This is a genomic window from Flavobacterium galactosidilyticum, from assembly GCF_020911945.1.
In the GTDB taxonomy this organism is placed as follows: Bacteria; Bacteroidota; Bacteroidia; order Flavobacteriales; family Flavobacteriaceae; genus Flavobacterium; species Flavobacterium galactosidilyticum.
The window spans coordinates 825,260-845,868 of record NZ_CP087135.1 but is presented as its reverse complement, the minus strand read 5'-3'; the positions used below and the strand labels follow the sequence as shown (position 1 = coordinate 845,868).

The window sequence follows — 20,609 nt, the reverse complement described above, 5'->3', positions numbered from 1 at the left end:
TTACACTCACTCTCCAAAAATTACAGGAGAAAAAAAGAATTATGAAAAGACCGTTTTACATGATTTTATTTCTGGTTTTGCAATGCAATTCGGCTTTGCTTTGGGCGCAAACGGAGCCAGAGGAAATTAAGTTGGATACGGATCAATTTCAAGAGTTTTTTTATGAATCGTTACTTCAAAAAGGAATTGAGAATTATGATAAAGCGATAGTCGCTTTGGATAAGGCTGATAAATTTAAGCCCAATAATGCAACGGTTAATTACGAGTTAGGGAAAAACTATTTAGCATTAAAGGATTATAAAAACGCCTATAATTATTTTGAAAATGCCGCCAAAATAGATCCAAAAAATAAATGGTTCTGGGTAGGAATGTACGATGTAACGTACGAAACTAAAAATTTCGATCAAGGAATTGCTGTAATCAATAAACTAATCGAATTTGATAATAAGTACAAAGAAGATTTGGCATCGCTTTATATGGCTACAAAACAGTTAGAAAAAGCATTGGTTTTAATTCAGGAACTTGATGATACTTACGGAAAATCAGACAGAAGGGAATTGTTTAAAAGCCAAATTCTGTCAAATGGGAAATTTCAGAATGTAGAGATTAAAAATTTAGTTTCATTAATAGAAAAATATCCTAGCGAAGAGGCTAATTATATCAGTTTGATATTTTTGTATTCTAAAAATAATGAAGAAGTAAAAGCTTTTGATATCGTCAAAAAGTTAGAAAAAGCAATCCCAAATTCAGAGTGGGCACAAGTTACTTTATTCAAAAATTATTTAGATGCTAATAATGGTCCGAAAGCGATAAGCGCTATGAATACTGTTTTAGCTAGTTCCAAAATCGATTCTAAAATTAAACATAGAATCTTAAATGAGTTTCTGATTTTTTCAGAAAAAAACCCGCAGTATTCAAGTGATTTGGAGAAAGCCGTTGGTTATTTTGACAATGATAAATCAGTTGAAGTTAGAGTGGAAATAGGAAAATATTTCCACTCTAAAAAGCAATTTGATAAAGCCATAAAATATTACGAAAAATCAATAAGTGACAAGTCTGAGGAATCTGTTCAAACGAATTTCCTTTTGCTTCAAGCATTAAGTGAAAATAAACAATTTGATGTTGTAGTAAAAAAAGCAGTGGTGATGGTTGAAACTTTCCCAACTCAACCACAGTTTTATTATTATGCTGGTATGGCCTATAATCAGTTAAAGGAATTTAAAAAAGCAAAAGATTTATTGGAAATGGGCATGGATTATGTAGTGGAGAACAAGGAATTAGAAATAAATTTCAATATTCAATTAGGAGAAGCCTATAGTGGTTTAGGCGATAGTAAGAAAAAAGAGTTGTTTTTCTCTAAAGCCAATCAATTATTAAAAGAAAAAAAATAATGAAAAAAATAGCACTATTAGTAGCACTTACGGTTTTTACTGTTTCATGTAAAACAAAAGCTATAGCAGTTGCGGCAAGTAATGAACCTGTTAAAGAGGCTAATTATATGACTGCCAAAAAAATAATAGAAAATTATTACAACAATAAAACTCAATTTTCTACATTATATATTAAGTCAAGTGCGCGATATGTTGATGATAAGCAGACTCAGAATGTTTCTGCAGAGATCAAAATCAAGAAAGATGAACAAATATTAGTAAGCATTCGCGTCTTAGGAATAACAATGGCTAAAGCCTTGATTACGCCTACATCTGTGAGTTATTATGAAAAGTTGGGAGGAAAATATTTTGAAGGTGATTTTACTAGCTTAAGCCAATGGTTAGGAACAGACTTGGATTACAATAAGATCCAAAATATGTTATTAGGGCAAGCTATTGATGATTTGACAAAAGGGAAATATTTAGAATCGCTGCTAGATCAAACCTATAGATTAGATGATGCGTCGAATAAAAATACAAAGAAATCATTCTTTTTAGATGCAGATAAATTTTTAGTTCAAAAACAAGAAATCACACAAACTGCTGAAGAGCGTATGATTAAAGTTGCTTACGCCGACAGCAAGGTTTACAACGAGGCTACATTGCCTTCATCGGTTCTTATTAATACATTTCAGAAGAAAGGAAATACTGAAATTAATCTACAATACAACTCAGTGTCTTTCAACGAAGAACTTTCTTTTCCTTATAGTGTCCCAAAAGGGTACAAAAGAATTATAATTAAGTAAATTTGCAAAAACAATATTTTTTCAACATGCCAAAATTTCTCCTAAGCCTTATTTTTATATGTACGACTTCATTAGTGTGGAGTCAGGATTCTCAACAAGAAAAATTAGAAGCAAGAAAAGCTCAAATTCAAAAAGAAATTCGAGAAAATGAAAAATTATTGCAAAGTGTAAAGAGCAAAGAAAAATCAGCTGTTAACGTAGTGGTTATTCAAAGCACGAAAATAAAGCTAAAAGAAAATTTGATAAATACTACTGAAAAGCAAACTAAATTGATTAGTAATGACATGTATATTAATCAAATGCAGATTAATAAACTAAAAAAAGAGCTAGCTGAACTAAAAGAAGATTATGCTAAAATGATTTTAAAATCATATAAAAGCAGGTCCGAGGAAAGTAGAGCTATGTTTATATTATCATCAGAAAATTTTTTACAAGCATATAAAAGAGCGCAGTATATGAAGCAATATACTGGTTATAGAAAAATGCAAGGAGAGGAAATAAAAACCAAGTCGGAAAAGCTAACTGTTTTTAATAATAAACTAGACGTCCAAAAAACAGCTAAGCAAAAATTAATTGCTGAAAATGAAAAAGAACGACTATCACTAGAAAAAGAAAAGCAAGAGCAACAGAAATTGGTTAATATTCTTAAGAAAGATAAAACTAAAATCTCTAGGGAAATTGGTAAGAAGCAACAAGAATATAGAACAATCGACAGGCAGATTAATAAATTAATTCGTGAAGCTATTGCTGCTGCCAATAGAAAAGCAGCGTTAGAAAAAGCAAAAGCGAATCCTAGTGCTCCAGTTTCTAAAGCAGCTGTATCATCTTCTAAAATTGAATTGACTCCTGAAGCTAAAATTATTGCAGATAATTTTAGAGCCAATAGAGGAAGATTACCTTATCCAGTGGAGAAAGGTTACGTGTCTTTAGGGTATGGAAATCAAACGCATCCTTTGTTTAATACGATTACAGTACATAATAGTGGTGTAGAGATTACTACAGATCGAGGTGCCACAGCAAGAGCAGTTTTTGGTGGTGAAGTAACTAGTGTTATCGTTTTATCACCAGTAAACAAAGCGGTAATGATACAACACGGAGATTACTTTACGGTGTATCAAAACCTTAGTTCTGTAAGTGTGAGTAAAGGTGATAAAGTAGGAATTAAGCAAAGCATTGGTACGGTAAGAACTAATGGAGAGACGGGAAAAACGGTTATTAAATTCTTAATTTTACAAAATACGACCTATAACAACCCTGAAGGTTGGTTGTCAGGAAGATAAAATCAATTAGTTTATAATGAAAAAGCACTATCGAATTCTGAGGAATTTAATAGTGTTTTTTTTATTTCTTTGAATCAATTGATTTGAGGGAAGTCAAATTTTTACGCTGAAAGCGTCTCGTTTTTTTAAACCATTAATAAAATTAAGCAGTACGTAAGCTTAATTAAAATTAATGCGCTAAATGGTTTTTTTATAAAAGTTAGCTGTGAATCTGTAAAGGGTTTTCCAAAAATAACAGTCATAATTATCGTGCTGTAAGCGTATCAACGATTAAAAGAGTAATACAATTGAGAATTGTCCAACTTTGCTAAATCTACTAAAATTGTCACGCTGAAAGCGTCTCAACTATCAATTGTGATGTTAGTAGAGATGCTTCCAGCGTGACAAATAGGAAGTTAATAAATCTATGATTCTAATGAAAACAAGATTTTTAGGATTGACCGATATTTCCCAAATTGTAAATAAAGTTATTGTACAATTACTATTTATTCAACTTATTAAACTCTTTAAATAACTCTAATAAATTCGTAATAGACTTCACTAAATCATTTGCTTCCAGTAATAAAGCGAAATACAACTTGCTGTTTTTCGGACTTGTTTCAGTAGTACGAATCGTTTTTATTTGCTTAGTAATCAATTCAGAAACCGTATCTAATAAAATTTGCTTGTCATTTAAAATATGATCAATTGTGTTAAAATCCTCATTTTTAAAACTCTCTTCTAGCGAAAGCAGCAATTGCTGCAGTTGCTTATCAATTATTTTCAATCCTTTGATTTGATTGAATTTTAATCTCTTATGATTGTTATTTACATGAGAGTAACTATTAGAAGTAATAAAATCAATAGATTGAACCATATCCTGTAAATAACCCAGTATCAGAATGTAGAATTTACTGGCTTCAACTGAATTGTCATCTAGATTTTTTATTAAGTAAAATACATTGCTTTTTAACTCATCAATTTCCTTTTCTAACTTCTTCTGGTCTTTTTTATTTTCTTTTAATTTAGCTAAATCCTCTAAGCCTAAGTTGTCAACTAAGTTGGAGTATAAGGCACTCGTTTTACGAAATACTTTAGAAATTTGCGCTGAACTTTCGGTAATCATGTCTTTTACAGTTCCTATATCTTCTCTGCGTAAGCTTTTAACTTCTTCTTCGTTTTTAACCTTTTCTTTATGTTTTCTAGAACTTTTATAAAGCATGATTCCTAACATAAGGAGTAAACCAACGAAAGCGAAAACTTCACCAACTTTTAAAATATAAGCCATGATTAAAGCTAATACGAATGCGATAATTGCTGTAAAAAACCAACCTCCAATAACTTTAAAAACACCTGCAATTCTATAAACTGCACTTTCTCTATCCCAAGCTCTATCGGCGAATGAACTACCCATTGCTACCATAAAAGTTACATAGGTTGTGGACAACGGTAGTTTCAATGATGTACCAATTGCAATCAAAATACTTGCAACCATTAAGTTTACTGACGCTCTTACCATGTCAAAAGCAGGTTCGTCATTTGACTTTTTCGTTGATTTCTCGACATTGATAAATCGGCTATCAATTTTTATTTGTAATTTTTTTGGTAAAAAAACATTAATCGCTTGACCGATGTAAACTCCAAATCTAACAATAAAACGAGAAGCAGTGTTAGGTGTAAACTTCTCGACACCCTCACTTTGTCTTGATAAACTTAATTCAGTTTCGATAACACTTCGTGCTTTTTTTGACGTCCATAATGTGACTACCATTACAATACCAGCCAAAAGTAAAAAGTAAAATGGAGCTACAATATCATCATTTGCTAAAGCACCCATCATTAATTTATCTCCAGAAAGACCACTTGTCTGTAAAATTTCATATGAATTAAACGCGGCAATTGGCACTCCAATAAAGTTTACCAAGTCGTTTCCAGCAAAAGCCAATGCTAAAGCAAATGTTCCAATCAGAATAATTACTTTTAAAATATTGACTTTAAAATAACTGATCAATATTTGAGAAAGTGCTAGGAAGAATGCAAAATTAACACCTAAAATTAGTAACTGATGTGTAGTTATCCATTTGGATTGCTCTTTACTTATAAATGAAACATCTTTTAATCCTTTGATTAATATAAAAAATGTGATGGCTGAAATAGCAACACCGCCGAAAATGGCGCCAAAATACTTTAGCTTTTTTTCGTAGTGAAAAGTAAATATAAGCCTTGAAATATATTGAATTAAACTACCTAAAGAGAACGATAAAATCACAGAGAGTAATATACTATAAACAATCGTAGAAGCTTTCTTAGTGTTGATGTACATTCCTAAATGGTCTAATGTCTCATCAGAAGTGTAAATTTTATAAAGCGCTAAACAGACTGCGGCTCCTAATAATTCGAAAATAATAGATACAGTAGTAGATGTTGGCAATCCCAATGAGTTGAAAACATCTAGTAACAAAATATCAGAGATCATTACCGCAAGGAAAATAATCATGACATCATCAAAACTAAACATACTAGGTACAAAGATTCCACTTCTAGCAATTTCCATCATCCCACTAGAAAACAGTGCCCCAACTAAAACACCTAAACTTGCAACAATCATTGTAGTTTTAAATGAAATTGCTTTTGATCCTATCGCAGAATTTAAAAAATTCACCGCGTCATTACTCACGCCAACCATTAAATCAATTATTGCCAAAACCCCTAATGCAATCAACATTATTATGTAAATCTGCTCCATTTTAAAGTAAAGTTTAATTTTATACAAAAGTCCTTTAAGAATTTTGTTTACATGTTAACTTAATGTTATTAAATGCAGAGATTATCAAGTTCATCTAAAACAGCAATTTGTATCAATTCTAGATCAGATGTAAGGGAAGAAATTTATTTTTAATCAAAAAAAAGTAGCAAATATTCTTCGGAATACTATACTACTTTTTATAAGTTTCTTTTAAAACAAGATTTATTTTTTACTTAAAAGAGGATTCAATAGATTTTACCATTCCCTGAGTGGAAGACGTTCCTGAAATTATAATACGTCTGATGGTATATAGTGGATCAATAGAATCTCTTTTAGTTGATAAAATGTAAGCCATTTTATGACCGCTCTTTTTTAGTTCTGGTATTGCTGCTGTATTCCATAAACCAAAAGGATAAGCAAAGTCCGTTACTGGTTTACCAATAATATCTTCTAGTTTTGCTTTTGGTTTAACAAATTGTGTATTCCAATCTTCGCCCGAATATTTAGTTACCATGTGGTGATCCCACGTATGAGATGCTATAACGTGTCCATCATCAGACAAGCTTTTTATCTCTTCCTTAGTCATGTACCCTGGACGATTAATAGCAACTGTCATGATGAAAAACACCCCTTTAAAGCCGTATTTTTTCATTTCGGCAGCACCATTGGTGAATTGATCTATTCTAGTATCGTCAAAAGTAATCATAATAGGTTTTTCTGGTAAAGGGCCATCAAATGCGAGATAATTGTATAACTGTTCCGGCAGAATCGTATGGTAACCAGCATCCGATAATGTTTTCATTTGAGCGGCAAATGCAGCAGGTTTTACCGTATTAGTTTTCATCACGTCGCTTGCCGTATTGCTAAATTCTCTAATATTATGGTAGCATAATATCGGTACCTCTTTTTTAGATAGAATTGTCGCTGCATCTGCCATCACCTTTTTAGTCTCAATTTTTTTGACTGAAACCGTATCATTCTCAACAGCTGATTCAGGTTTTGCTTCTTTTGTTCCTGATTGGCAACCAACTAGTAAAAAAAGTCCTAAAAAAAGGATCGAAATACTATTTTTCATAATGTAAAAAGTAAATTATTGGTACTGAATGTAAATTGGTTTTGGAGTAAATTTCATTAATTCCTCTGGAGTGTACATAGTCCAATCGTTTTTATTATCATTTTTATAGAACAATTTAAAACCAGTAAAGTGAACAGGTTCTTTGTAAATATAACGTAAATAGGTTGATCTCTTAAGCACTTTACTACCAAAGCCATCCATGTCCATTACGACTTGAACTTCAGGAACTATTTTGATGTCTTTATAATTCTTAACCATTCCTTGTGTAAAGCGATGAACGACAAGAACCTTAGGAGTTAGTTTGTTTTTTCGAACAATGTCGGCAAGAATATCAATTGCATCATTAATATCTGCAGCAGTAAAATGTCCAATTTTAGAACCAGGACGTTCTCCGCCTTTCATAGAAAATTCTGGATCAATACCTAAATGCACATTAGGCATCGAAAGATATTGTTCAAATTGCGCTACTTCCGCTTTCACGGTGCTGTGACCTACTTGTATGTCTACAAATACTAATGCATTAATAGGTTTTGCCCATTTTATAATAGTGTCTATTTGTTTAAAAGGCATTCTCATTCGGTGCATATTGTCTTTTCCTGGAGCACCTTGAGCGGTTACAGCGATGTAATGCAAAGCAGGAATTGCTTTTACAGTAGGATCAGCCGCTTGCCATTTATCAACTTCTCCTTGAAGCTTAGCTAGCATTTCCTTTCTAGGAATTTCGCCTAATATTCCCATTCTTGTAGAATATAAATTTCCATAATAAGCAATTATTCTGTTGTACGGTAAGATTGCTCCAGGCAAAGGGTATGGCGCCTTAACAGGCCATCGGCCAGTTGTATCGTTGTTGCTCATGGCTACCATTCTTTTGTTGTAATCAAGAGTATCTAAAGTAAGAACTGATTTTTTCTCTATAGAATCGGATTTTGAGGTTTCTGATGTATCGCTATTATTTTCCGCATCAGCTGCTTTACTGCGGTTGCAAGCCATCGTACTTAACAACAAAATAGGAATGGTGATTAGTGCAATTGATAATTTTTTCATAGGGAACTCTTGTTGTTTAATGATGAAACGAATAAAACAATTCTAAAGAAATTTTTAATTCTTAAATATAGGACAAATATATGTTTTTTAAAGAATCAAAAAACTAATAAAGTTATGTCTCAAAGTGCTATTTTTTATATAATTTACAGTTTAAATTATCCTTTTATAATTTAAGTGAATTTGACATAACTTTTGTTGAAATATTGCGATTGTAAACGCAATTTTGATCACATTTCACATTCAATAATTATTTATTTTACGATGTAATTTTCTAGTCTTTTAGATGCAGAAAGAAAATAGTAATTTTATACTTTTCTAATTCATTTTAATATCGTGTCAATTGTATAAGAACCACCTACTACTAATTACTTTCTTCCTCAGTTTTACATGTCTTTTTAGTCAAGTGCAGAAAGACACGGTAGCACTGTCAACAATTATTTTGAAAGGTTCTCCCATAAAACTCTCTCTTCAGAATGCTGCTGCTTCAGTAGCCGTAATTACTAGTGTTGACATTAACAAAACGGATGGGATTATATTAACTCCTGTTTTGAATAAAATCCCAGGGATTACTATGCAACAAGGCGCTTTGAATACTAATAGAATTACTATTCGTGGAATTGGCGCAAGATCGCAATATGGTACAAATAAAATAAAGGCATATTTTGATGGAATTCCACTTACTTCTGGCGAAGGCGAAACTACAATTGAAGATATTGATCTCGCTTCAATCGAGAAAATCGAAATTATAAAAGGACCTAATACTACTAGTTTTGGTTCTGGATTGGGAGGAGTGATTCAGTTGTTTTCAAAAGAAACTCCTTTAATGGAAAAATTTGGAAAATCAACAGTTACTTTTGGAAATTTCGGATTGTTGCAACAAAGGCTTTCTGCAGGCTTTAGTGATTCTAAAACTAATTTGTACGCTAGCCACAATGATATTGCGATAGATGGGTTTAGAACCAACAGCTCCTACAAGAGGAAATCCTTTAACTTGCAAGGAAAACAAAAAATCAGTTCTAATGGGAATTTATCTTTTCTGGGAACTTTTACGCGCTTGAAGGCTTTTATTCCAAGTTCTATAAACGAAACAGATTTAAAAAATAATCCTGAAAAAGCCGCAAGTACTTGGGCTGCTGCAAAAGGATTTGAATCCTATGATAAATTGATGCTGGGATTGGGATATGATCATCAATTCTCAGAAAAATGGTCACTACAAACCAGCGTTTTTTCTAATTTCAAAAAAGCGTATGAACCTAGACCATTTGATATTTTAGAAGATAAAACTAGTTCTGTTGGCTTTCGTACGAATGTGAATTATGCGACACAATTATTTTTGATGCCTATCGAGTTTAGTTTCGGAACTGAACTACTAAAAGAAAATTACGAATTCTCACTTTTTAAAAACTTATATCAATCACAGCCTGGTAAAGGAAGTATTCAAGGAGACGAGTTCAGTGCTATCAACCAAAACAGAAACTATAGCAATTATTTTTTACAAATGGAGCTGTGGCTTACTGGAAAACTCCATCTTGAAACTGGAGTAGCCTTCAATAAAACAAAATATGCTTTAGAAGATGTTTTCGATAAAAATAGTGTGGCTCAAAAAACACCATTTACTTTTGGAAGTATTTGGTCGCCTCGAATGGGTTTGTCATACAAAGTAAGTAATGGAAAAAACATGTTTATAGCAGTCAGTAAAGGATTTTCGGTTCCTGCAGTTTCAGAAACACTAACTCCTGCAGGTCAAATAAATACTGATTTAAAACCAGAAATAGGTGTGAATTACGAAATGGGATTCAAAGGAAATTGGCTCGAAAATAAACTATACACCGAAGTTACTTTTTATAGCACACAAATTACAAATCTACTAGTAGCACGACGTACGGCTGATGATCAATATGTGGGGATTAATGCTGGTAGTAGTTCGCATACTGGAATAGAGTTTTTATTGAATTATAAACTTTTAGACGATAAACTATTCCAAATCACACCTTATATTTCTGGTGCAGTTAATGATTTTAAATTCAAGGAATTTATAGATAATGATGTTGATTATTCGGGTAATCAATTAACGGGAGTTCCTGAAAATCAATTAAATTTTGGATTGGATGTAATCACAAAGTACGGTTTTAGCGTAAACACTTCCTTCCGAACGATGGCAAAAATTCCATTGAATGATTCCAATACAAAGTATAGCGAAGGATATTCATTGCTTGATATTAAAACTACTTATGCGTTTATAATTCTTCAAGTTTTAAAAACAGAACTGAACGCAGGAATTAATAATGTATTTAATACTAAATATGCAGCTAATATTTTGCCTAACGCAGTTGGTTTTGGTTCTGCTGCACCACGGTATTTTTATCCTGGAAATCCTATCAATTATTACGGAGGTTTATCAGTAGCCTATCTTTTTTAAAAGGGTATAAAATTATTTTTTTGCAATAGCTTCAACTTCTTTTTCTGTCACAATTTTAGATTGCTTATTACCCCAAGAAGTCATCACGTAATTCATCACATCAGCGATTTCCTCATTCGAAAGTCCCATTGCCGGCATGCTGCCATTGTAGTTTTTTTTGTTTACAATTATAGCACCACTTTGCCCGAACTTTACAGCAGCAATACTTTGAGTTCTCTTTGCAGTCAACCAGTCTGATCCCGCAAGAGGAGGGAAGTTCTTATCGTCGCCTTTACCATTAGAACCATGGCATTGAATACAAAAATCAGTGTATATTTCTTTTCCAGGGTTTTGGAATTTTGATACAGTGCTACCTTTGGGGTTTATATCGCTATAAGTATCTTTATGGAAAGGATTATTAAAGGAGATAGTTCCTAGTACTATTATTTTAAATCCTAAAATTAATTTCGTTACTAGCATCTTTTAATTTGGTATGATTTTTACAATTCCTTTTCCTTCAACTCCCATATAAATGTAACCATCTGGTCCTTGAGCGACATTACGAACTCGACCAACTCCAGTTGCAATTTTTTGCCTTTCAATAACTTCGTTTCCTTTTAATTTTAATAATTCTAAGTATTCAAATTTTAGAGAACCTACTAACAAATGGCCTTTCCAATCTGGATATTTATCACTGGTCACAAAAGCCATTCCGCTTGGTGCGATAGATGGAACCCAGTAATAAAGAGGTTTTTCAATTCCTTTTTTCTCACTTTCTTTACTAATTGTCGTTCCGTCATAATCGATTCCGTAAGTAACTAAAGGCCATCCATAATTAGCACCTTTTTTTATGATATTAATTTCATCACCACCTTTTGGTCCATGTTCATGTGCCCAAATTTCACCTGTTATGGGGTTTTTTGCCATTCCTTGTGGATTTCTATTCCCATAGGTATACATTGCTTCTTTAGCTCCAGCTTGACCTAGAAAAGGATTGTCTTTTGGAATACTACCATCATCATTTAATCGATAAATTTTTCCACCATCTCGTTTTATATCTTGAGGATTTACAAAATGATCTCCTCTTTCGCCAACTGAAAAATACAGATAACCATCGTTGTCAAATGTGATTCTGGAGCCAAAATGCTGTCCTTTTGTAGTGTTGGGAGTGGCTTTGTAAAGCGATTCGATTTGAGTCAGACTTCCGTTTAATAACTTTGCTCTAATAAGTTTAGTGTTACCACCTGTTCCTTCGCCTTCATCTGATGCAAAAGTCATGTAAATCCATCCGTTTTCTGCATATTTAGGATGTAAAGCAATGTCTAACAATCCACCTTGTCCACGGGAATATACTTTTGGAACGTTTGTAACGTCTGTTTTTGAACCGTTTTTAATGTGGTAAAGTGTACCGCTTTTTTCAGTTACTAGCATGCTTCCATCAGGCAACCAAACCATTCCCCAAGGAATTGCAATAGCAGCGGCTACAGTTTCTAATTTGTAGTTTTTTGAATCTTCTTTTACTGGTATGTCGTTCGGTTTTACCTGCGCTTCACAACTAACAGTAAGTAAAGAAAATAAAAAGAGACAAGGAATTATACATTTTTTCATGATATTGATTTTTAATTACGAAGAGAAACCAGTTATAAAGGTACTTTTAATTACTGTATATTCTACTTTACAAAAATGCTACAATCTTTAATTATTTTTTTAAAGTACTAAAAATCAAAAGCAACAAAATTATGTTAAGTATTAAAATCGTATTTTATAAAAGTTTTAAAAGACAAACCATTTTTTTAGTCAATAATCAAAATTACTAAAAAAAATGCTTGTTTTACATATTATTATAAGTGTGTTCGCAGATCAATTTTCTGTTGGGTATTCGTTTGTCACTTATTCGATAACTATCTTATTTTTAAAACTATCAATTTTTAGGAGCCGTGTTTTATTGGCCCAAATAATAGTTAAAATCGAGGCTGTCCGAAAATTACTTTTCGCACAGCCTATTTGTAGTTAATTGAATTATTAAATTAAAAATTGTAGTGCCAAGTTTTATTTTTCTTAATTTTGAAATTCGATTAGGAATGATAAATAAATGAAGAAAGAGTTTTGGAGATTATAAATTAGACAGAAACGGTATGAGTATCAGAATAGACAAGGAGATGACCATTCAAAAAGAAAGAATGATTTTCAAAAGAAATTGGGAATATTATTTTGATAAAATTGCCGAAATTATTATTTATTCTTTTTGGACTGTTTCCACAATAGCACTACTGTTAAATCCAAAAAATGAAATAAATCAATACGCGGCTATTGCATTAATTTCTGTAAATATTCTTGTTTTAATTTCGTGGTATTATATCTATAAATTAGTGAAAATTGAAATACCAAATCCAGAAATAAACCGAAAATTATTTGTAGAAATTGTGTCAAAAAAATTCCCTGATTTACAAATTAATGACAAAGGATTAAACTCTTTACGGAGTAAAAAAAACATCGGCTTATTTAATTGGGGAAAATCATTAACGATTTTTTTTGATCAAAATTATGTGTTTATTAACGTCACTACTTTTGGACGATTTGAAACTAAATCTCCGTTGCATTCCATAGTAAATTATCTCAAGTTAAAAGGTATTGAAAACGATTTTTATGCAACCATTAATGGTAGTAAGCTGCTAGAATTCTGATGCTTTTTATTAGAGAACGCATCTAAATTACTGTTCTGTATTTAATTAAACTCTTTAGCTAATTTTGTTTTTTACTTTCGTTTTTTTATAACAATAAAGTTTTATTTACGCAGTTTCATCAGGAAATAGTCAACAAATGGATTTGTTTCTTCGTTTTGGATGGTTAATTTTACGAAAAACAAAAACAATCTAAAATGACAACAAAATTCTGGAATGGTAAACCTATTGCCAGCGTTTTATTTGCTGTAGCCTCAAGCATCTCGATCAGCAATCTTCAAGCGCAACAACTCAACGAAAATCAAACTGTCAAAGCGATATCGCAAACTAATATACACGTTATTGGAGCAGCGAAAATCAATCCAACAACTATTGAGGTTTCTTTTTCAAACAATCAAAAAATGCTTTTCGATTTCTATGGCGTTAACATTTTTAGATTGTTCCAAGATAATTCTGGAAAAGCAATGCGCACTCCAGAAGCAAAACAGGAAGCACATATATTGGTTGAAAATCCTAGAAAATCGGTTGCTTCTTTGAGCATCAGTGATCAAGCAAAAGAGTTGGTTATTGCAACAGCAGCAATCGAAATTATTTTTGACAAAAACACTTCTCTGTTCAAAATCATAGATTCAAAAACTAAAGCCGTTATTGTTGAAGAAACTGCACTTCCTGCATTTGAAGAAAAACAAGTTACCTTAACTTTAAAAGAAAATCCTACCGAATATTTCTATGGTGGAGGTGTCCAAAACGGTCGTTTTTCACACAAAGGAAAAGCAATTTCTATAGAAAATCAAAATAGCTGGACTGATGGTGGTGTAGCGTCGCCAAATCCTTATTATTGGTCTTCTAATGGATATGGAATGATGTGGTACACGTTCAAAAAGGGGAAATATGATTTTGGCGCTAAAGCAAAAGGTAGCGTACAACTTTCTCATGAAACTGATTATTTAGATGTTTTCTTTATGATTAATGAGCCGGTAACGGGCTTGTTGAATGACTTTTATCAGTTGACAGGAAATCCGGTTTTGTTACCAAAATTTGGTTTTTACGAAGGACATTTAAATGCTTACAACCGCGATTATTGGAAAGAATCACCAAAAGGAATTTTATTTGAAGACGGAAAAACCTATTCAGAAAGTCAAAAAGATGATACTGGAATTAAGGAATCTTTGAACGGCGAAAAAAACAATTATCAATTCTCGGCTCGTGGCGTTATCGATCGTTACAAAAAACACGACATGCCCTTAGGTTGGATTTTGCCAAATGATGGTTACGGAGCTGGTTATGGTCAAACAGAAACTTTGGATGGAAACATTCAAAACCTAAAAAGCTTAGGCGATTATGCTCGAAAAAATGGGGTCGAAATTGGTCTTTGGACACAATCAGATCTTCATCCAAAAGAGGGAATAAGTGCGCTATTGCAAAGAGATATTATTAAAGAAGTTAGAGATGCGGGCGTTCGTGTGCTTAAAACAGATGTGGCGTGGGTTGGAGAAGGCTATTCTTTTGGATTAAATGGTGTTGCCGATGCGGGAATTATTATGCCGAAATACGGTAATGATGCAAGACCATTTATCATTTCGCTTGACGGTTGGGCCGGGACACAACGTTACGCAACTATTTGGTCAGGAGATCAAACTGGCGGTGTATGGGAATACATTCGTTTTCACATTCCTACTTATTTAGGTTCGGGATTGTCAGGGCAACCTAACATTACTTCGGATGTAGATGGAATTTTTGGTGGTAAAAATCCAATTGTAAACACTAGAGATTTTCAATGGAAAACCTTTACACCCATGCAATTGAATATGGATGGATGGGGTTCTAACCCAAAATATCCACATGCTTTAGACGAACCGGTGACTTCAATCAACAGACATTATCTGAAATTGAAATCAGAGCTTATGCCATACGCATATAGTATTGCAAAGGAAGCCGTAGATGGTTTGCCAATCATAAGACCGATGTTTTTAGAATCTAAAAATGCGTACACTCAAGGAAAAGCAACCCAATACCAGTTTATGTATGGGCCAAATTTCTTAGTGGCACCTATTTATCAAGCTACAAAATCAGATGATAAAGGAAATGATATTCGCAACGGAATCTATTTACCAGAAGGAACTTGGATAGATTACTTTAGCGGAGAAAAATATGAAGGAAATCGTATCATCAATGAATTTGATAGTCCAGTGTGGAAATTGCCTGTTTTTGTAAAAAGTGGAGCTATTATCCCAATGGTGAATCCAAATAACAATGTGGCTGAAATCAATACTAAATTGCGTATTTATGAAATTTATCCTGAAGGAAAGTCGTCTTTTACAGAATATGATGACGATGGAATTTCTGAAGCATATAAAGCTGGAAAAGGAACTTTTACAGTAATCGAATCTGAAGTTAAAAAGGATAAAGCTACCATCACAATCCAACCAACAAAAGGAGATTTTAATGGTTTTGTAAAAGAAAAAGCAACCGAATTTAAGATTAATGTAACGCAAGAGCCTAAAAAGCTAATGGCTAAAATTGGGAACAGCAAAAGTAAATTGGCAAAGGCAACTTCGCTAGCAGATTATGCAAGTAAAGAAAATGTATATTTCTATGATGCTGCTCCAAATTTGAACCAGTTTGCAACAAAAGGAAGTGAATTTGAAAATGTAAAAATCACTAAAAATCCACAGATTTTAGTAAAATTAGCTTCGACAAATACAGCTGAAAATGGAGTAACTGTTGAAGTAAAAGGTTTCCTTTTTACGCCTGTTGATAATTATAAAATTAGTAGTGGTACATTAACCGCTCCAGCAAATGCAATAGTTTCTGATGCAAATGCAGAACCTTATACTTTGAAACCAACATGGAATAAAGTTACTAATGCCGATTTCTATGAAGTAGAATTCAACGATATGTCTTATACTACAATCAAAGGAACTGAATTATTGTTTGACGGATTAAATGCTGAAACTGATTATACTTTTAAAGTGCGAGCAGTAAACAAAAGCGGAAATTCACCTTGGACAACTTTCAGTGCTAAAACGAAAAACAATCCTTTGGAATTTGCCATCAGTGGAATTACCGCAACATTAAATGTGGCAGATCAAGACGGATCAGGAATTGAACAGTTATTTGATTATGATGAGGCTAATATGTGGCATACAAAATGGGATGCAAATGCAATTCCTTTTGAAATGGTTATCGACTTAAATACAATCAATCAACTAGATAAATTTGATTATTTACCAAGAATGAGTGGTGGAAACGGTAATTTACGAAAAGGAAAAGTATATTACAGCCATGACAAACAGGATTGGACTGAAGCTGGTGAATTTGAATGGAAAAATAACTCAGATGTTAAAACCTTTAAATTTAGCAACCAACCATCAGTTCGTTTTATAAAAATTACTGTTAGCGAAGGAGTTGGCAATTTTGGTACTGGTCGTGAATTATACGTTTTCAAAGTGCCAGGAACGGAGAGTTACCGTCCAGGAGACATCAACAATGATAGATTGATTGATAGAAATGACCTTACTTCTTATATCAATTATATGGGATTAAGACAAGGTGATGCTGATTTTGAAGGCTATGTAAGTAATGGTGATGTAAATAAAAACAAGCTAATTGATGCTTATGATGTTTCAGTAGTCGCTACTCAAATAGATGGTGGAATTAGCGATGCTAAAATTGAAAATCTGGCAGGAAAACTTGCTTTGACAACTGCTAAGCAAAGCTATAATAAAGATGAGATCATCGAAGTTAAAGTTTCAGGTAAGAATCTAAAATCGGTAAATGCGTTGAGTTTTGCACTTCCCTATAGTACTAAAGATTATGAATTTATTGGAATCCAATCGTTGAATACTAAGAAAATGGAGAACTTAACGAACGACAGACTACACTCTAACGGTGAAAAAGTTTTGTATCCTGCTTTTATAAACCTTGGAAAACAAGAAGCTTTAGAGGGAAGTTCAGATTTGTTTATCATCAAATTGAAAGCGAAACAAAAAGTAAACTTTAGTTTGAAACCTTTACAAATGATGTTAGTGGATAAAAATTTGAATACACTAAAATTATAGTAAGAACTATAAAGAGTATTAATTCTAAAAGCCCTTTCTTTTGCGAGAAAGGGCTTTTTATTTTGGGATTTTTCGTCTGTACAAATAATTATTTATTTAAAATGTCTACTAATTAATCGTTTTAATTCTTCAATCTGAATGGGTTTTGAAATAATGTCATTGCATCCTGCTTCGAGCATAATTTCACTTTCGTTAGAGAGCGCATTTGCCGTTTGAGCTATGATAATTATATCTTTGTTGAATTTTCTAATTTTTTGGGTAGCCTCTTGTCCATCCATTTTTGGCATTTGCATGTCCATTAATATTAAATCGATATCTGGATTATTTTTGCAAGAATCAATCGCTTCTATCCCATTTTTAGCATACACAATTTCGCTTACTAAATTTTTAACAGCAAGAGAAATAAGTAATTCAGAGATTTTATCATCCTCAGCAATTAGAATTTTTAATTTGTTTTTTAAAACTTCTTCTTTGGTAGTTGTCTCCTTAGCTTTTATATGTTGCGCAGTTCCACTATTTCTAAAATAGGGAAGTGTAAAATAAAATGTACTCCCTAGTCCTTCTTGTGATTCAAGCCAAAGCTTTCCTCCAAGCATTTCTACGTAAGCTTTAGAGATTGAAAGTCCTAAACCAGCACCTTGCAATGCCATCTTGTTAGTAATGTCAGCTTGGATAAATCGTTTAAAAACAGCTTCTTTACGATTATCAGGGATGCCAATTCCCGAATCTTTAACATAAAAAATGATATCGGTGTCTTTTATAGTATATCCAAAATCAATGCTACCTTTCTCAGTATGTTTAATGGCATTTTTTACAAGATTAGTGAGTATTGCAAATAATTTTTCACGGTCAGTTGTTATGTTTGCTTCATCAAGCGGTAATGAATTGTGATGACTCAAATTCAAACCTTTTTTGACCGCTTCAGGAAGGAAAAAATTATAAATATATTCAACCTGTTCATTTATATTAGAATACTGATTATGCACTTCCATTAATCCAGCTTCAATTTTAGAAATGCTAATAATATCATTAATAATATTAAGCATCCTTTCGCCGCTTTCCTCAATAATATTGATGTATTCTTGTTGTTTTGCACCAGTGAGGTTTGGTCCTTTCAACAACTCTGCAAAACCTAATATTCCATTCATAGGAGTCCTAATTTCATGACTCATATTGGCTAAGAATGCTGATTTTAATTGGTCAGCTTGTTCCGCTTTTTCTTTGGCATTCAGCAATTCAATTTCTACCTTTTTACGATTGCTAATATCTCGAATAATACCGATAAGATATTTTGTACCATCATAATCTAAAAAGCGTGTTTTTCTAGTAGAAATAGTTTTAGATTCTTTACCAACGAAGGTGAGCGTTTCTTCACTTATATTTTCTTTTCCATCAGCTAGTACTTGATTGTCAATTCTCAGGAATGTTTCTCTTTCTTGAACGGAAACATATTCGCTAAGTGTTTTACCAATCGCACACTCTCTTTTAACATCAAAAAATTCACAAAAAGCATCATTGACCAAAAACAATCTACTTGCATGATCCTTTACAAAAACCGGATCACCCATATGGTTAAGAATTGCATTAAAGAAGGTTTCATTCCTCTGCGCCAGTTCTTTTGCTTTAAGGATTTCTTTCTCTACTTTTTTTTGATCACTGATGTCACGAAATTCGACTGTTCTAACAATTTCACCTTTATAGGGTACATTTCTAGCTTCTAGCCTGATTGGAAATTGCTCCCCATTTTTACGAACTGCAAACGCTTCATATGCCTTTTCATAGCCTCCCTGTATATGCTTTATAACTTGCTCTCTAGAACTTTCAGCAATTAATTTTAAACCATCCATACCTATTAATTCATCTAAGGAATATCCCGTCATATCACATAAACCTTGATTGCATTCTAGTATAATTCCATTATTGTGGATAGCTATTCCGCCAAACGATGCGTTATGTAATGCTTTAAAGCGAGTTTCATTTTCTTGTGCTCTTTTTTCAGCAGCAATGAGTTCAAATTCCTCTTTTTTACGTGAAGTAATATCATTTACAAAAATTAAAACTTCATTATTATTGATAGGGATGACGCGGGATTCAAAATAATGTTCGCCACTTTCTAACATTAATGAATATTCTATACGTATGCATTTGCTTTTTTGAAAAGCTCTTTTGATTGCATCTTCAAGTAGCGTTCCAATGTGTTTAGGTAATACATCTCCAACTTTTTTACTTAAAAAATTTTCAGGTTGATCAAAAAGTAATTCTTTATTTGGAGATCGATAACTCAGAATTACACCTTCATTGTTTACTCGAAATACAATATGTTTGAATGCCTTAACTATCGCACTATTTTCTATTTTAGATTGTGATAATTCATCTCCAATGATTTTTAGTTTAGAAATATCAATTACATATAGTAGATATTTCATCTCAGCAGGAACAAATGTCCCTTCAATACGAACAAATTTTTTAATTTTATTGGCTAAAGAAAGTTGAATTTCACATTTCTGATTTTTATTAGTGCCCTTTAATTTTTCGAAAAAATTGAAAAAATCAATTTGGCTTTCTGCAGAAATATAACTATTAAAATTAGTGTTGACTAAGTCAGTAGTTCTGTTGTTGAATATTTTTACACCGTATTGATTGACTTTATGTATAATTCCGTCTCGTCCTAGTATAAAGTTTCCAATGGAGATTGAATTAAGTAGTGGCGTTTCTTGATGTATATTTTTTTGTAATTTGAGTTCAAGTTTAAGTGCTTCAATCTCTTGTTGAAGTTTCAAAACGAATGCCTCTTTTTTAGATAAGAATCCGTTAGCTAGGAATTCCTCTTGTGATTGATGATTGTCTTGCGCGTGATTTATATTTTCACTCATACTTTAAAGGTATTTCAACCAGAAACTCTAGTATTCATAAATAGCAATATTCTTTAGCTAAGAATTTATTTAGTATAAATTTGGCGTATGTTATCTAGTTTCAGAATTAAATTAAGAAACTAATAATCAAATTTACAAAAAATTAGTAGTCCTTGTTTTTTTATTCAATCAAAATATATTTAGAAAAATATTTAGGTGAAAAAGAGGGAATTTTTTTAAGGATTTATTTTGTTGTCGGTTAAAAGCTAAGGTAGATTTAAAAAGTTTTCTGTGATGATTATTCTAAGTTTTTCGAT

12 protein-coding genes are annotated in these 20,609 nt (G+C 32.4%); 6 read left to right on the top strand and 6 right to left on the bottom strand.

Annotation, left to right across the window (positions count from 1 at the left end; genetic code table 11):
- Nucleotides 1–41 precede the first annotated feature (41 nt).
- Genes LNP27_RS03660 through LNP27_RS03650 form a run of 3 tightly spaced genes read left to right on the top strand, consistent with a single transcriptional unit; the run spans nucleotide 42 to nucleotide 3,456 of the window.
- Nucleotides 42–1,391, top strand: a complete 1,350-nt coding sequence (locus LNP27_RS03660) for a tetratricopeptide repeat protein (protein WP_229943156.1) — start codon at nucleotides 42–44, stop codon at nucleotides 1,389–1,391.
- Nucleotides 1,391–2,176, top strand: a complete 786-nt coding sequence (lolB1, locus tag LNP27_RS03655; protein WP_229943155.1) for a lipoprotein insertase outer membrane protein LolB1 — start codon at nucleotides 1,391–1,393, stop codon at nucleotides 2,174–2,176. The genes LNP27_RS03660 and lolB1 overlap by 1 nt, the downstream gene beginning before the upstream one ends.
- A 26-nt stretch (nucleotides 2,177–2,202) precedes the next feature.
- Complete coding sequence (locus LNP27_RS03650) at nucleotides 2,203–3,456, top strand: murein hydrolase activator EnvC family protein (protein ID WP_229943154.1); 1,254 nt, start codon at nucleotides 2,203–2,205, stop codon at nucleotides 3,454–3,456.
- Nucleotides 3,457–3,937: 481 nt separating this feature from the next.
- On the opposite strand, the gene LNP27_RS03645 is transcribed toward LNP27_RS03650, so the two are convergent.
- The 3 genes from LNP27_RS03645 to LNP27_RS03635 all read right to left on the bottom strand — a co-directional run bounded on the left by LNP27_RS03645 (nucleotide 3,938) and on the right by LNP27_RS03635 (nucleotide 8,300).
- Nucleotides 3,938–6,181 carry an inorganic phosphate transporter gene (locus LNP27_RS03645; RefSeq protein ID WP_229943153.1) on the bottom strand — a complete coding sequence of 748 codons (2,244 nt, stop codon included), beginning with the start codon at nucleotides 6,179–6,181 and terminating at the stop codon, nucleotides 3,938–3,940.
- A 229-nt stretch (nucleotides 6,182–6,410) separates the two neighbouring features.
- The gene (locus LNP27_RS03640; protein WP_229943152.1) at nucleotides 6,411–7,256 is read right to left on the bottom strand and encodes a polysaccharide deacetylase family protein; all 846 of its coding nucleotides are present in this window, start codon (nucleotides 7,254–7,256) and stop codon (nucleotides 6,411–6,413) included.
- Between the two features lie 15 nt (nucleotides 7,257–7,271).
- The gene (locus tag LNP27_RS03635) at nucleotides 7,272–8,300 is read right to left on the bottom strand and encodes a hypothetical protein (RefSeq protein ID WP_229943151.1); all 1,029 of its coding nucleotides are present in this window, start codon (nucleotides 8,298–8,300) and stop codon (nucleotides 7,272–7,274) included.
- Nucleotides 8,301–8,703: 403 nt separating this feature from the next.
- On the opposite strand from LNP27_RS03635, the gene LNP27_RS03630 reads away from it, so the two are divergent.
- Nucleotides 8,704–10,719: a TonB-dependent receptor family protein gene (locus LNP27_RS03630; protein WP_229943150.1), complete on the top strand. Its 2,016-nt coding sequence runs from the start codon at nucleotides 8,704–8,706 to the stop codon at nucleotides 10,717–10,719.
- A gap of 12 nt (nucleotides 10,720–10,731) precedes the next feature.
- On the opposite strand, the gene LNP27_RS03625 is transcribed toward LNP27_RS03630, so the two are convergent.
- A complete protein-coding gene (locus LNP27_RS03625) occupies nucleotides 10,732–11,178 on the bottom strand; it encodes a c-type cytochrome (protein WP_229943149.1) in 447 nt (148 codons plus the stop codon).
- 3 nt (nucleotides 11,179–11,181) lie between these two features.
- Complete coding sequence (locus tag LNP27_RS03620; protein WP_229943148.1) at nucleotides 11,182–12,306, bottom strand: PQQ-dependent sugar dehydrogenase; 1,125 nt, start codon at nucleotides 12,304–12,306, stop codon at nucleotides 11,182–11,184.
- Between the two features lie 527 nt (nucleotides 12,307–12,833).
- Here LNP27_RS03620 and LNP27_RS03615 point away from each other — a divergent pair.
- Together LNP27_RS03615 and LNP27_RS03610 are read left to right on the top strand one after the other, a co-directional pair.
- Entirely contained in the window at nucleotides 12,834–13,382 is a 549-nt protein-coding gene (locus LNP27_RS03615) for a hypothetical protein (RefSeq protein ID WP_229943147.1), read from the top strand.
- Nucleotides 13,383–13,576: 194 nt separating this feature from the next.
- The gene (locus LNP27_RS03610) at nucleotides 13,577–17,440 is read left to right on the top strand and encodes a TIM-barrel domain-containing protein (protein ID WP_229943146.1); all 3,864 of its coding nucleotides are present in this window, start codon (nucleotides 13,577–13,579) and stop codon (nucleotides 17,438–17,440) included.
- 92 nt (nucleotides 17,441–17,532) lie between these two features.
- Here the strand turns inward: LNP27_RS03610 and LNP27_RS03605 are convergent, their stop codons facing one another.
- Nucleotides 17,533–20,313, bottom strand: coding sequence for a PAS domain-containing hybrid sensor histidine kinase/response regulator (locus LNP27_RS03605; protein ID WP_229943145.1), 2,781 nt, complete (start codon nucleotides 20,311–20,313; stop codon nucleotides 17,533–17,535).
- Nucleotides 20,314–20,609 lie beyond the last annotated feature (296 nt).